This window comes from Flavobacterium sp. 9, from assembly GCF_002754195.1.
Classification (GTDB): domain Bacteria; phylum Bacteroidota; class Bacteroidia; order Flavobacteriales; family Flavobacteriaceae; genus Flavobacterium.
The window spans coordinates 5,442,023-5,455,175 of the sequence record NZ_PEEU01000001.1 but is presented as its reverse complement, the minus strand read 5'-3'; the positions used below and the strand labels follow the sequence as shown (position 1 = coordinate 5,455,175).

Here is a 13,153-nt window from a genome sequence, read left to right as displayed (position 1 = left end):
GTTTCACGTTTTACACTTTGTGTTGTTTTGAAATTGTTGAATCCTGTTATTTTTTTTTCACAGATTGCGATGATTAAAAAAAAACAGTGTAAATCCGTTTAATCTGTTTCATCCGTGGGCTTCCTTTGTTTATTCATATTTCAAAGGCAATATTATAATAAAGCTTGCGCCCTTGCCTACTTGACTTTTTGCTGTGATTAATCCGTTATGTTTTTCGATTATTTTTTTGGCTATAGCCAGACCAATCCCTGTTCCTTCATAAGATTGACGATCGTTTAAACTTTGGAAAATGATAAATATTCGATCCAGATAAATCTCGTCAAAACCAATTCCGTTATCTTTTACAATGATTCGACAAAATTTCCCTTCCGGGGAAGTTGGACTGTCAAATGATTTGTTTGCAATCAATTCAGAAGTAATTTCGATCAAAGGATGTTCAGCGTTTCCGGAGAATTTCAAAGCATTTCCAATCAAATTCTGGAAAACCTGTCTTAACTGACTCGGAATACTATCTATTGTAGGCAATTCGCTGGTTTTTATCGTAGCATTTTTTCTTTCGATCAAGTAATCAAAATCCGAAAGTACTTCCTGCAAAACCACATTCAGGTCTGTAATTTCGGGTTTTACCTGCGATGATAATCTCGAATATGCCAAAAGATCCGTAATTAAAGTCTGCATTCTTTCCGCAGATTTAATCGTTCGGTCAACATAATCAACCGCTTTTGCGTCATCGGCAAGATAAAGTTCTTTGATTATTTTTATAAAGATTTGAATTTTTCGGATTGGTTCATTCAAATCATGCGAAACTACCCAGGAAAACTGTTGTAGTTCATGATTTTTCATCTCTAATTCTTCGTTTTTCAAAACCAGTTCTTTGGTTCTTTCTGCGATTTTGATTTCGAGATTGTCCTGAGCTTCTTTTCTAATTTTGATTTCTTTAGAAAGCAGGTCTTTTATGCCTTTTAGTTCGTTTTGCTGTTCGTAAATCTTAATGAATGTCTTTACTTTCAAAATCAGCAAATCAGTATCTACGGGTTTCGTAATGTACTCGACAGCACCAGTTTCGTATCCTTTAAAGATGTATTTCTTTTCGATATTAAGTGCCGAAAGAAATATAACCGGAATATCTTTTGTTCGTTTGTTGCCTGAAAGAATTTTTACAACCTCAAAACCATCAAGTCCAGGCATCTGAACGTCCATAATGATTAAGCAATAATTTGTTTTGAGAATTTTCTTAAGGGCTTCTTCACCCGACTCGGCAGTGTCTACATCGATATTATGCAGTTCTAATGTTTTTTTTAAGGCAATAATATTTGCCTTTATATCATCTACGATTAATACCATGCTGTTGTGGGGAATAAAGCATTAGGGTTAAAATTATTCTTGGTTTGGAAATTATTCCTGAAAAATGTTATTTAAAAACAGCTGATCCTATTTTTAAATAACGTCAGATAAACCCTCAAATTTAGGAAAAATAATTTTAGTCCTTTTTTATTCAGAATAAAAATCGTTACATAATTCCCATGTTTGACTCTATTTTATGCATTCAGTTTTATTACGATAATCTTTAATTTATATCAGTTAATATCTTCCTGAACCTTTATCTAACTTAGGATTAGATTATTCGCTAAAATTTAATATCATGAAAAAGATAAAGACATTCCCAGAACAAAAACAAGAACTTCCGGGTCATGAATATAAAATGAATCCCGAACCCGAAATTATTAGAGAAAACTACGTAGGAAGCGGAAAACTTCTAGGAAAAGTTGCTTTTATAACTGGAGGTGACAGCGGAATTGGCCGAAGCATTGCCGTACATTTTGCAAGAGAAGGCGCTAATATTGCGATTGTTTATCTAAAAGAAGACAAAGATGCCTTGAAAACAAAGGAACTTATAGAAAAAGAAGGTCAGCAATGTTTGCTAATAAGCGGCGATTTAAAAGACGAGAAATTCTGTAAAAGTGCCGTAAAAAAATGCCATACTTTCTTTAAAAAGTTAAATATTCTGGTGAATAATGCGGCGATACAATTTCCGCAAGACGAAATAGAAAAAATAACCGCTGCGCAACTACATAAAACATTCGAAACCAATATCTATCCCTATTTCTATGTCACAAAAACTGCATTGGCTTTCTTGAAAGAAGGCGATACTATTATCAATACAAGTTCAGTCACAGCATATCGCGGCAGCGAACATCTTGCTGATTATGCGAGTACAAAAGGTGCGATTGTGAGTTTTACAAAATCATTATCTACAATGTTAGTCAAAAGGCAAATACGTGTAAATGGTGTTGCTCCAGGCCCAATATGGACGCCTTTGATTGTTGCTACTTTCGATAATTTAGAAGATTTCGCAAAAAACAATCCCATGGAAAGAGCCGGTCAACCATCAGAAGTTGCTCCAGCTTATGTATTCCTGGCTTGTGAGGATAGTAGTTATATCACCGGACAATTTATACATATAAATGGTGGCGAATTAGTGAGTGGATAAATTTTTTGTTTCAAATTGTATGTTTCAGGTTTCAAGTTTCAGGTTGCTTTGCGACTGAAACTGCGACTGTGACCAGAAAACCTCAGAACCTTAGTACCTCAGAACCTTAGACCCTCAAAAAAAATGAACTTCATAGATATCATCGGTCTTTTTGCAGGAACTTGCGTTACCATTTCAGTTATTCCTCAGATTTTAAAAGTCTGGAAAACCAAGAAGGTAAAAGAGATTTCGCTTAAAACTTTCGGAATTCTGACTTTCGGAATTTTGATATGGATTATCTATGGCTTCTTAAAAAATGATTTACCTATAATAATAACAAATAGCGTTTCTTTGTGCCTGAACTTGATTATGGTTTACTTTATTATTTACTACGAAAAAGAGTGATTTTTAAGGTTCTGAGGTACTAAGTTGCTAAGTTGCTAAGGTTCTGAATTTTTATTCTTTTAGAGAGGTTTACGCAATCTTGTCATCCCGAGGAACGAGGGATCTCCGCAAGTAGCTCGCCAAAGATTGGCAACTTACTGTGTGGAGTTTCTTGCGGAGATCCCTCGTTCCTCGGGATGACAAAACTGGGGTTACATTATCTTATAAAAAAAATCCGTTTTTAATCCGCGTCTTCGCTTTAGCGAATCCGTGTCATCCGCGTGCTATTTTGCCATTTCAAACTTACAACAAATAAAAAAACAGCTCGTTAAAGCTGTTTTTTTCGAAATAAAGAAGTGTATTTAATGCTTGTTAGCTAACTAATTTTTGATTGAATGGCTTATAAGATAAATGGTATTTTTCTTTGAAAATACGAGGCAAATAGTTTCGGCTAGCTAATCCGGCAGTATAAATTACTTCTGTAAGATTCATATTTGATATTCTTCTGATTTCGTTTATTGGTTTGATTGCCAAATTTAAAATTTGATCAAACGTTTTTAAGTAATTATAACTATGTTGGGCTATCTCTAAGTCTACAATTTCTTTGAGAATCAATTTTTTGACTAAATTTCTAACGATTCCTTGTTGCGAAAGCGTTTTTAATTCTTGCCATTTTTCGGCAACTTTAAAATTTTCAGAAGCTACATAAATGTAATTTCCGGTTTCATTCATAAACCTTTTTTTCAAGTCAGTAATTAATTCCTGGTTCTCTTCTGTTCCTAAATTTTCTGTTGGAACTCCAATCAATGAAAACTGAATATGTTTGTGACTATCAAAAGACAAAAGACTGTTTACCAATGATGTATTATTCAAAATACCGGTTTGATTCTTTGAAAGACTCTTTTTCTCTCCATTTATACCAAAACTATGTGTCAGATTTCCTTTTTCGCAATGCGCAAAAAATATTGGCGCCGACTGAAAAGATTCGATACTTAAATTTACATCACAATTAAATATAAGATCAAAAGTCAAATGTGACATTCTGTTTTCAAAACAAACGCCTGTAATCGTTCCTTTTGCCCATTTTGACTTGATAGCCAAATTATATTCATTGTTATTGGTAGTCAATTCCCCATTAAAACTATCTTTAAGATCGTTAAAAATAGCGTCAAATCCTCCTGTATTTAAGTAAAGTTTTTTCATTTTGGTTCAGTTTAAATAAAGTGGTTAGTACTTATTTACGTACAAAAAACAACTTTGGTTTTTATTGCATTTCTATAAGTCAAATTTCGTACATATTGCAAATCAAACCCTTATACAATTTCAGAGAGATATTTCATAATTATTAGAATAGGGTAAATTGTGAATTGTGAAATGTAAAATGTAAAACCTGCTAATGCGAAGAATCAAAATTTAAGCATTCAATGAATTATCTAATTCACTAATTATATAATTGACACATTCTCACCTCAGAACCTTAGCAACTCAGAACCTCAGTACCTTTAAAGAAAAAAAGCAGCTGCTCCAGATAAATCTGAAACAACTGCTCCCCAGCAAAATAAAAAATACTTCTCTATTTTATCTTATGTAAGTTCGTTGATATCGGCGTTTTTAGCGTAATTCGCTTTTGGGATATCTTTAAAAAATTCGGCTTCTTCGAGATCTGCGGTTGGCCCGTATCCTAATAAATGCGTTCCTTTTTTTTGATCTTTTGTTTCGATGACATATAAAATCGACATATCATCCGGATCACTCATACCTTCATATCGATGATGCGCCACGATGTATATTTCGTCAGGCTGATAAGCATATTTAGTTTCAGAATCTAAAAGCGATCCATCTGCAAATAAATAATTACAAGTATAGCCTTCGTCTTGGTACTTTTTTATATAGTCGGTTTCGTGTTTTTGCTCTCTTTTCATGATTTTATTCCATTTAAGATTTCCTGAATCTATTGTTTATTCAAATTTCAGGATTGAAACCAAATAAAATTAACTCAATAGATTTAATTATTAGCTCATTCAAAAATTGACAGGAAATCATTAGGATATTTTACTAATTTTAACAATTATCTAATTTCTTAAAAAGTTAGAAGACCATATCAAAATCAAAATATAACCTTAGAATGAGTACAAAAAATCAAGATTTCCTGGCAAACGGAGGCGAAATGGGCGCATTAACACGTGCAAAAGATTGGAGCAAAACTCCGATTGGAAGTGTTGATTCATGGCCACAAAGCTTGCGTACAACTATGGGAATTCTTTTGAACTCAAAATTTCCGATGTTTTTATTTTGGGGACCAGATCATATTTGTTTTTATAATGATGCATATCGTCCAAGTCTTGGAAACGACGGAAAACATCCTGCAATCTTGGGTCAAAAAGGTGCCGAATTCTGGTCTGAGATCTGGGATTTTATTAAGCCTTTGATCGATCAGGTTCTCATTCAAGGTGAAGCTACCTGGCACGAAGATCAGCTTTTGCCAATATACCGAAACGGAAAAATGGAAGATGTTTACTGGACTTTTAGTTATAGTCCGGTTAGTAATGATGAAGGAAAAATTGGCGGTGTACTTGTAATTTGCAATGAAACAACCGATAAAGTAAATATTCTAAAAAAGCTTGAAAACAGTAATGAACGTTATCGAAACAACATTCTTCAGACGCCAAATGCTATGTGCATTTTTAGAGGAAAAGATTATGTTATCGAAATCGCCAATGAACTGATGCTTGAAATCTGGGAACGCAAAATCGATGACGTAATTAATAAACCCGTTTTTGAAGCCTTACCAGAAGCCACAGGTCAAGGTCTTGAGGATATTCTCGAAAACGTTTTTACAACCGGCGAGAAATTCATGGCGTACGAGCTTCCTGTAAAATTGACCCGAAAAGGCAAAATCGTAAATACCTTTATAAATGTCGTTTATGAAGCTTTAAAAGAACCTGACGGAACGATTTCTGGAATTGTCGCAATTGCAAATGATGTGACGCTTCAGGTGGTTTCCCGCAATGCTGTTGAAGAAAGTGAGAAACGATTTAAAGATACTGTAAAGCAGCTTCCGCTGGGAATTGCAATTCTTAGAGGCGCTGATTTAATTGTAGAAATGGCTAATGCAACATACTTGCAAATTGTAGATAAAACCGAAGAAGAAGTTTTAGACAAACCTGTTTTTACTTCTGTTCCGGAAGCCAGAGATACTGTTTATCCGCTGCTATCAAAGGTTTATCAGGATGGAATCCCATATTATACAGATGAATTATCGGTTACTTTAAACCGTTATGGCCGACAAGAAAATTGTTATTTTAATCTTGTTTTTCATCCGTTAAGGGAAGAAGATGGCAGTATATCCGGCGTTATAATTGTTTCGCATGAAGTTACAGAAGCTGTAAAAGCAAAATATCTCTTGACTGAAAGTGAAACTGCTTTTAGAAAACTGGTTATGGACTCTCCTATTGCGATGGCGATTTTTAGAGGTAAAGATCATACGATTGAATTGGCCAATAATACAATGATGAAAACCATCTGGCAGAAAAAAGAAAATGAAGCTATTGGCCTACCGTTACTTGATGTTTTCCCTGAATTACGAGGACAAAAATACCCTGAACTTCTTGATGAAGTTTTGTATAAAGGAAAAATTGTCAAAGAAAAAGAAGCGCTTGCTTATGTTGATATCAAAGGAAAACTGCAAAAATTTTATCTTGATTATCAATACACGCCTTTGTTCGAAAAAGAAGGCAAAATATCGGGCGTTATGGTTACGGTAAATGATGTTACGGATAAAGTCAAAGCTCGAAAAAAGGTAGAAAATGCAGAACAAAGAGCGCGTCTTGCAGCCGAAATAGCTGAAATCGCAACTTGGGATTTGAATGTTTCGAATCAGAAATTAATATACTCTGAGAATTTACCGACTGTTTTTGGCCTGGATAAAGCTGTAAAAATTACGCGTCCGCAGATTTTAAATCAGATATATCCCGAAGATCTTCCTATTTTAGAAAAAGCGTATACAATAGCTCTTAAATCAAGTATTTACAAATATGAATGCCGCATTATTAAACCTGACGATTCTATCGCATGGATTAGAGCGCATGGCAAGATATTTTTTGATGAAAATAAAGCACCTATCAAAATGATTGGAACCGTAATGGATATTACGGATGAAAAAGAAGGTCGGGAAATCTTGATGAAAAGTGAGCAAAAATTCAGGCTTTTGGCCGATTCGATGCCGCAATTTGTCTGGACAAGTGACGCTCTGGGAAATCTGAATTACTTTAACCAATCTGTTTACAGCTTTTCAGGTCTAGATAAAAACGACATTGACAAACATGGCTGGCTGCAAATTATTCATCCTGATGATCGCGAAGAGAACGTAAATACGTGGATGGAATCTATAAAAACCGGAAATGACTTTTTATTAGAACATCGTTTTCGTCGTTTTGATGGTGCATACAGATGGCAATTAAGCCGCGCCATTGCTCAGAAAGATTCAGAAGGAAAGATTCAAATGTGGGTTGGTACAAGTACTGATATTCAAGATCAAAAGGATTTTACCAATCGATTGGAAAAAGAAGTTCATGAACGAACGGAACAGCTTGAAATTAAAAACAGAGACTTGATCAATATGAATATTGAACTTCAGTCTTTTGCTTATATCTCTAGTCATGATTTGCAGGAACCACTTCGAAAAATTCAAACTTTTGCCAGTAGATTAGCGGATTTAGATGAGCAAAATATTTCGGCGAATGCCAAAACTTATTTAAGCCGAATTGAATTTGCAGCAAAAAGAATGCAAACTTTGATTCAGGATTTGTTAACGTATTCACGAACAAATTCGGCAGAAAGAGTTTTTGTGACCGTTAATCTTGATGATATTGCTGAGGAAATTACAAGCGATTTTTCGGAACGTATTGAAGAGAAAAATGCTCAAATCAATTTTCAGCCTTTGGGCGAAGTAACTGTAATTCCGTTTCAATTTAGACAATTATTGCATAATTTGATCGGTAATGCGTTAAAATTCTCCCGAAAGGACATTGTGCCAATTATAGAAATTAAAGCGGAGAGAATTAAAGGAAATAGCTTAAAACAGCCTGTTGATTTTCCGGATAAGATTTATTATCACCTTAAAATTTCGGATAACGGAATTGGCTTTGATCCAGAATACAAGGAACGCATCTTTGAGGTTTTTCAACGCTTAAACACTGAAACTGAGTTCGCCGGAACCGGAATTGGTCTTGCAATCGTTAAAAAAATCGTTGAAAATCATAAAGGAATTATAACAGCAAATGGCGAAAAAGACAAAGGTGCCACTTTCGATATTTATATTCCTGAATTACAATAGTTTTAAAATAATCAAATCTATCGCAATTTTTCGTTTATGACTTATAAACGAAGTCTTTTTCGCCTGGATCGAATTTATCCCAATCGATTTCAATTGCGTGTTCTATAGATTTTACGATATCCTTCATCAAAATAGGTTTTGTGATGAAGTAACTTGCGCCTAGATTTCGACACTTTTCAATGATACTTGGCTCGTTTGAAGTAGAGAAAATAATAACCGGAATATCATTTTTCTCTTCTGAATTCTTAAGTTCAGTCAGAACATCAAAACCATTTTTACCAGGCATATTCAAATCCAAAAATACAACATGAGGCGTTGGCGGCGGATTGTAAATTGCATTCAATAGCTTTTCTCCCCCAGTATAAGTCTGAAGCTTTATTTTTTTTGGTAATGATTCGACGGCATCTGAAAAAATGCTCAAATCGTCTTCATCATCATCGGTATAAAAAATAGTAAATTCAGTCATGTGGTATTGTATAAATGGGGTTGAAATATTCTTCAAATATAGCTAAAATATTTTGTTTTATTTTCTGTAAAAAGAGTTTTTTAAATTGGAATATAATAAGTTTTAAATCAAATTCTATAACTCAAAAAAATATAAAAAAGCCAACTTTACCATTCTTAAGTTTTAAATGAAGCTGATTAACATATAACTCAATATATGAGCTGTTTAACAAATTCATGTTAACGAATAACTAACTAAAAATTATAAAGTCATGGGAGATCATAAAGACCTTACGAATGAGTTTGCTGTAGATAAAATAAAAGATCTTGCAGCAAATATAAAAACATGTATGTTTTGCACTTACAACGATTACAGATTGCTATCGCGCCCAATGTCTGTTCAGAAAATTGATGATTTGGGACAGCTTTGGTTTCTATCAGACCGAAACAGCAGTCATAATGCCGAAATCACACTGAATCCTCAGGTTGAGATTTTCTTTTCGGAACCACACGACAAATTCCTGACGCTACACGGAACCGCAACTATTTCGTACGATCGCGAAACAATCAAAGAATTATGGGATCCAATCGTTAAAGTCTGGATGCCAGGCGGCGAAGACGATCCAAACTTAAGCGTTATCAAAGTAGTTCCGGAAGACGGTTATTATTGGGATACTAAAAACGGGAAAATGGCCGCAATTGCAAAAATGGCCGCAGCCTTAGTAACCGGTAAAACAATGGACGATGGAATTGAAGGAAACTTGAAATTGCAGAGTTAGCATTAAAAACCTAACCGCAAAGTTCGCAAAGATTTACGCAAGGTTCGCAAAGTTTAATTTCTTTGTGTTCTTTGCGTTTTTTTTCTTTGCGAACTTTGCGGTTAATTTTTTTTACCTCATCATTTTCTGTAACTCTAAAGCATTGAGAATCCCTGCTTCACTTGCGGTATTATTAAAATATATAAATGCTGATTTTAAATTAGTTTCATTCTTTATATAAAGTAATTCTTCAAGTGAATAACTCGAATAAAACATCTTTGGTTTTCCGTGAAGTCTAATATAAATCAACGGAAAATCTTTAAAAATTGTATCTGGTAATTGCGGATGACTAACGCTGCAAAACGTGATATTATGTTCTCGAAAAGCGTCCCAAACTTCTTGATTCCACCAACTTTCATGGCGAAATTCGACTACATTTTTGAATTTCAGATCCAAATTGCCAATAATCTGATGAAGTTTTTCAGAACTAAAGTGATAACTCGGCGGAAGCTGAAATAAAACGCATCCTAATTTCTCTTTTAAGCCTGTTTTACAAACGTTATAAAAGTCAGAAATTAGCGTTTCGCAATCTGTAAATTTTCTAATATGAGTGATTTCTTTTGGCGCTTTTACCGAAAAAATAAAATTCTCAGGTGTCTTTTTGTACCAGTTTTCAAATATTTTTATGGTCGGAAACCTATAAAAGCTTCCGTTGAACTCATACGTGCTAAAGTACTGGCTATAAAACTCAAAGAACCCTGAACCAGACAAATTGTCAGGGTAGAAAATTCCCTTCCAGAGCCGATTATTGTAACTTGAACATCCTATTAAAACTTCATTTTTCATAAATGTAATTTTTGACAGTTGTTACAGAAAAAACTTCTGCGATTTCTCCTTCCCGTTTGCTTTTTTTTCATTGGAAGATTGCATCTTAAACAAGTTGTTTTTGTATATGCCAGCCAATGTTTTTTCAGTTCGTGGTTTTTCTTCCAATGCAAAAATTCAAAACTATAAATCGAACATTCCTCAATAATTTGTTTCAGATCTTTCGATGGAATTTTACCAACCAAAGATTCGGGATGAATTCTACAACGGTACAAAACTTCATTTTTAATAATATTCCCTACTCCTGCAAAAATGTTTTGATCTAAAACAGCATCACAAATCATCTCATTCGGAATTTTATCCAGACTTTGTTTTGCTTTCTTAGGGTTCCAATTTTCGTTCATCACATCTTCTTCCCAATCATAAATCGCATTAATATCGCCTTCAAGGATTTTAATTGAACAGGTATAAAAGTTAAGTTCTCCGTTTTTAAAAACCATACTAAGTCTTGGCTCGGTTTCCTTGCGTTCGTTAACGCGATACGTACCAAACATGAGCATATGGGTTTTGACTGTAAAACCTTCGAAACATATTAAAAAATGCTTTCCCCAGGTTTTAAACTCAAGAATTGTTTTACCGCTAAGCCTTTGAATATCAATACTGCTATTTCCGGAAACCGAAATCACTTTCTGTCTGGTAAATTGCTGCACTTCTTCTTTTAAAATCACTATTGACGGACCTTCTGGCATAATATTTTCTTTTTATAAACTAAAAAAGTGCCACTTAACAGTCGCACTTTCTTAGTTGTTATTCTGTAATTAATCTGCTTCTGCAGCTTCAAGATTTACTGCGTCTACAGCAATAATGGTCAATTTTTTGTCGGCGCCTTTTTCTTCTTCAAGCGTTTGCTCTAACAAAGTGGCAACTTCGGCCCAGCCAAGTGTTTCGGCAAATTGTCTTAAAGTTCCGTAAGTAGCGATTTCGTAATGTTCGATTTTTTGTGCTGCTGCGATAATACCCGCATCACGTACAACCCCAATTTCAGTTTCTTCAATAATCCCCTTGCCTTCTTCGATTAAACCTGCCATTGCATCGCATTTTTTAGCGACTGCTTTTTGATCAATAAGCTCAAAAACTTTCTCTAATCGAATGACATGTTCTTCGGTTTCGGTCAAATGGGCGTTTAAAGCCTCTATTAAGTCCGCTGACGTCGCATTTTTGGTCATTGTAGGGATTGCCTTCGTCAACGCTTTTTCGGCCCAATAGATGTCTTTTAATCCGTTTTCGAATAATTCGGTTAATCCGGATGCTGCATCTGATTTTGGTTTTGTTGCTCCTTTTTTTACTTCTTGTTTCGAAGTAGTTGCTTTTTTACTATCAGTAGTTTTCATGGTAATAATTTTATAAGATTAATATTTGATAAAATTACCCACTTGATTATCAGACTAGTTATATCATTATAGACTAAAATTGCATTCTAAACACCTGTATATTATGCAACGACATTTTAGAATTCTGTAAGACTTTTTTTTGTTTTGTAAGATAGGTTTGTATTGTTGAAAATTAAAAAAACATACTAAAATGAAATCACATACTACAGATACTATTTATCAGGAAGCGATACTTTTTTTTCATAAACAATATCAAAAAGGTCATTTAGACGTAGATACTGCAATTCTTATTGATAATGCGATTGATAATCTTCTGAAAAAAGATAGTATTACGAGAAATGAAAATATTCCGAATGAGGAACAAGTTATAAATGAAGATGATTTTATCGAAAAAACGGAGAAAGATGACAACATTCTTCCTGAACCAAACGATTTTGACGAGGAAGAACATATTGAAGACGAAGATCATTTTGATGACGATGATTTAGAAAGAAACGACAATTAGTATTTTTGAATTAGCACTATAAATCCATTAAAAAGACCGTTAAATCATTAACGGTCTTTTTTTATGCAGAAACTCATCTTCAGCAAAGTAACAATCTGTTAATTATACAATTACGATTTATAATTCTATAATGCAATCCTCTCGTTTCAGTATTAGATTTGTATATGTAACATTAAAACTAAATATCATGAATACTACAGATAATAAATACAGCACGATTAAAGGAAATAAAGATCCTAGAAATCAGAATCAAAATAAGGCCGATAGAAGCACTCTTATGAACGAAGAGCTATATGATATCGATGACATGAAAGAAAGCGATGATAATACCCGAGAAATCGCTGAGCGTGGTTATACAATTAGAAATGGTCACAACCCAAATAAACCAAATCCGGATCAAATTGCAGACGAAGAGGATTTAGACGATGATTTTCATTCTGAAAAAGACCTAAAACACGATAGTGACGATTTATATCTGGAAAAACTGGATTTAAGCGGCAACAACATCGCCGACGAGGTTAACGATGAATTCGATAATCCGTCAGATGTTCTGGAAGATGATTTTAATGAAACCGAGGATGATTTAGAAGATCTCGACCAGGACGATGAAGAGGAAGAAGAATATATTGAGGATGATGTTCAGGAGGAAGAAGACGCTGAGAAAGCTGAGAAAATAGATTATAGAGAATAGATGCTAGAAAATAGAGGCAAGATGAAAGAACAATAGAGGCAAGATGAAAGAACCAAGATTACAGATTATAGAAAATAGACTGAAGATTTGAAGGAGTAAAAGGACTAATTTTAAAAAACTTTGAATTGATATTGCTTTGCAACTTTGTTGCGTTAAAAAAACCGTTAATTGCTTAACGGTTTTTTTATGTGGAAATCTTTTATTTTTGTGAGTAATCTTGTCATTTCGATCCCGAAGCTTCGGGAGAGAAATCTTCGTAAGTAGCTCGATAAGTAAAATCGCCAATCTTTGTAGAGTTTCTCGCGAAGATTTCTCGTTCCTCGAAATGACAAGATTGTGTGATATGGTTC

Annotated in this window: 13 protein-coding genes; 6 read left to right on the top strand and 7 right to left on the bottom strand. The window is 34.2% G+C overall.

The window, feature by feature from the left end; all coding sequences use genetic code 11:
* Nucleotides 1-129 precede the first annotated feature (129 nt).
* The gene (locus CLU81_RS22855; protein WP_099711930.1) at nt 130-1,344 is read right to left on the bottom strand and encodes a response regulator; all 1,215 of its coding nucleotides are present in this window, start codon (nt 1,342-1,344) and stop codon (nt 130-132) included.
* Between the two features lie 298 nt (nt 1,345-1,642).
* Between CLU81_RS22855 and CLU81_RS22850 the strand changes: the two genes are divergently transcribed.
* Both CLU81_RS22850 and CLU81_RS22845 read left to right on the top strand, forming a co-directional pair.
* Nucleotides 1,643-2,491, top strand: coding sequence for an SDR family oxidoreductase (locus CLU81_RS22850; protein WP_099711929.1), 849 nt, complete (start codon nt 1,643-1,645; stop codon nt 2,489-2,491).
* 123 nt (nt 2,492-2,614) lie between these two features.
* On the top strand, nt 2,615-2,875 hold the full coding sequence (locus CLU81_RS22845; RefSeq protein WP_099711928.1) for a SemiSWEET family sugar transporter: 261 nt from the start codon (nt 2,615-2,617) through the stop codon (nt 2,873-2,875).
* Nucleotides 2,876-3,226: 351 nt separating this feature from the next.
* Here CLU81_RS22845 and CLU81_RS22840 read toward each other — a convergent pair whose 3' ends face one another.
* Both CLU81_RS22840 and CLU81_RS22835 read right to left on the bottom strand, forming a co-directional pair.
* Nucleotides 3,227-4,057 (bottom strand): hypothetical protein, encoded by an 831-nt coding sequence (locus CLU81_RS22840; protein ID WP_099711927.1) that lies wholly within the window; start codon nt 4,055-4,057, stop codon nt 3,227-3,229.
* A 380-nt stretch (nt 4,058-4,437) separates the two neighbouring features.
* Nucleotides 4,438-4,776 (bottom strand): hypothetical protein, encoded by a 339-nt coding sequence (locus CLU81_RS22835; protein WP_099711926.1) that lies wholly within the window; start codon nt 4,774-4,776, stop codon nt 4,438-4,440.
* A gap of 203 nt (nt 4,777-4,979) precedes the next feature.
* Here CLU81_RS22835 and CLU81_RS22830 point away from each other — a divergent pair, with 203 nt between their 5' ends.
* On the top strand, nt 4,980-8,189 hold the full coding sequence (locus CLU81_RS22830) for a PAS domain-containing protein (protein WP_099711925.1): 3,210 nt from the start codon (nt 4,980-4,982) through the stop codon (nt 8,187-8,189).
* Between the two features lie 34 nt (nt 8,190-8,223).
* Here CLU81_RS22830 and CLU81_RS22825 read toward each other — a convergent pair whose 3' ends face one another.
* Nucleotides 8,224-8,655 (bottom strand): response regulator, encoded by a 432-nt coding sequence (locus CLU81_RS22825; protein ID WP_099711924.1) that lies wholly within the window; start codon nt 8,653-8,655, stop codon nt 8,224-8,226.
* Between the two features lie 250 nt (nt 8,656-8,905).
* Between CLU81_RS22825 and CLU81_RS22820 the strand changes: the two genes are divergently transcribed.
* Nucleotides 8,906-9,412: a pyridoxamine 5'-phosphate oxidase family protein gene (locus CLU81_RS22820; protein ID WP_099711923.1), complete on the top strand. Its 507-nt coding sequence runs from the start codon at nt 8,906-8,908 to the stop codon at nt 9,410-9,412.
* 111 nt (nt 9,413-9,523) lie between these two features.
* Here the strand turns inward: CLU81_RS22820 and CLU81_RS22815 are convergent, their stop codons facing one another.
* The 3 genes from CLU81_RS22815 to CLU81_RS22805 form a co-directional block, all read right to left on the bottom strand.
* Complete coding sequence (locus tag CLU81_RS22815; protein WP_099711922.1) at nt 9,524-10,237, bottom strand: DUF72 domain-containing protein; 714 nt, start codon at nt 10,235-10,237, stop codon at nt 9,524-9,526.
* On the bottom strand, nt 10,234-10,965 hold the full coding sequence (locus CLU81_RS22810) for a DNA-formamidopyrimidine glycosylase family protein (RefSeq protein ID WP_099711921.1): 732 nt from the start codon (nt 10,963-10,965) through the stop codon (nt 10,234-10,236). The genes CLU81_RS22815 and CLU81_RS22810 overlap by 4 nt, the downstream gene beginning before the upstream one ends.
* A gap of 69 nt (nt 10,966-11,034) precedes the next feature.
* Entirely contained in the window at nt 11,035-11,607 is a 573-nt protein-coding gene (locus tag CLU81_RS22805) for a ferritin-like domain-containing protein (protein ID WP_099711920.1), read from the bottom strand.
* Between the two features lie 190 nt (nt 11,608-11,797).
* On the opposite strand from CLU81_RS22805, the gene CLU81_RS22800 reads away from it, so the two are divergent.
* Nucleotides 11,798-12,112, top strand: coding sequence for a hypothetical protein (locus tag CLU81_RS22800; protein ID WP_099711919.1), 315 nt, complete (start codon nt 11,798-11,800; stop codon nt 12,110-12,112).
* Between the two features lie 187 nt (nt 12,113-12,299).
* Nucleotides 12,300-12,803 carry a hypothetical protein gene (locus tag CLU81_RS22795; RefSeq protein WP_099711918.1) on the top strand — a complete coding sequence of 168 codons (504 nt, stop codon included), beginning with the start codon at nt 12,300-12,302 and terminating at the stop codon, nt 12,801-12,803.
* Nucleotides 12,804-13,153: the final 350 nt, after the last annotated feature.

Excerpts from the sequence above, each read along its gene's own strand:
- CLU81_RS22855 (WP_099711930.1), bottom strand. The coding sequence starts at position 1,344 with ATGGTATTAATCGTAGATGATATAAAGGCAAATATTATTGCCTTAAAA.
- CLU81_RS22795 (WP_099711918.1), top strand. The coding sequence starts at position 12,300 with ATGAATACTACAGATAATAAATACAGCACGATTAAAGGAAATAAAGAT.
- CLU81_RS22850 (WP_099711929.1), top strand. The coding sequence starts at position 1,643 with ATGAAAAAGATAAAGACATTCCCAGAACAAAAACAAGAACTTCCGGGT.
- CLU81_RS22800 (WP_099711919.1), top strand. The coding sequence starts at position 11,798 with ATGAAATCACATACTACAGATACTATTTATCAGGAAGCGATACTTTTT.
- CLU81_RS22815 (WP_099711922.1), bottom strand. The coding sequence starts at position 10,237 with ATGAAAAATGAAGTTTTAATAGGATGTTCAAGTTACAATAATCGGCTC.
- CLU81_RS22805 (WP_099711920.1), bottom strand. The coding sequence starts at position 11,607 with ATGAAAACTACTGATAGTAAAAAAGCAACTACTTCGAAACAAGAAGTA.
- CLU81_RS22825 (WP_099711924.1), bottom strand. The coding sequence starts at position 8,655 with ATGACTGAATTTACTATTTTTTATACCGATGATGATGAAGACGATTTG.
- CLU81_RS22840 (WP_099711927.1), bottom strand. The coding sequence starts at position 4,057 with ATGAAAAAACTTTACTTAAATACAGGAGGATTTGACGCTATTTTTAAC.
- CLU81_RS22835 (WP_099711926.1), bottom strand. The coding sequence starts at position 4,776 with ATGAAAAGAGAGCAAAAACACGAAACCGACTATATAAAAAAGTACCAA.
- CLU81_RS22830 (WP_099711925.1), top strand. The coding sequence starts at position 4,980 with ATGAGTACAAAAAATCAAGATTTCCTGGCAAACGGAGGCGAAATGGGC.
- CLU81_RS22820 (WP_099711923.1), top strand. The coding sequence starts at position 8,906 with ATGGGAGATCATAAAGACCTTACGAATGAGTTTGCTGTAGATAAAATA.
- CLU81_RS22810 (WP_099711921.1), bottom strand. The coding sequence starts at position 10,965 with ATGCCAGAAGGTCCGTCAATAGTGATTTTAAAAGAAGAAGTGCAGCAA.
- CLU81_RS22845 (WP_099711928.1), top strand. The coding sequence starts at position 2,615 with ATGAACTTCATAGATATCATCGGTCTTTTTGCAGGAACTTGCGTTACC.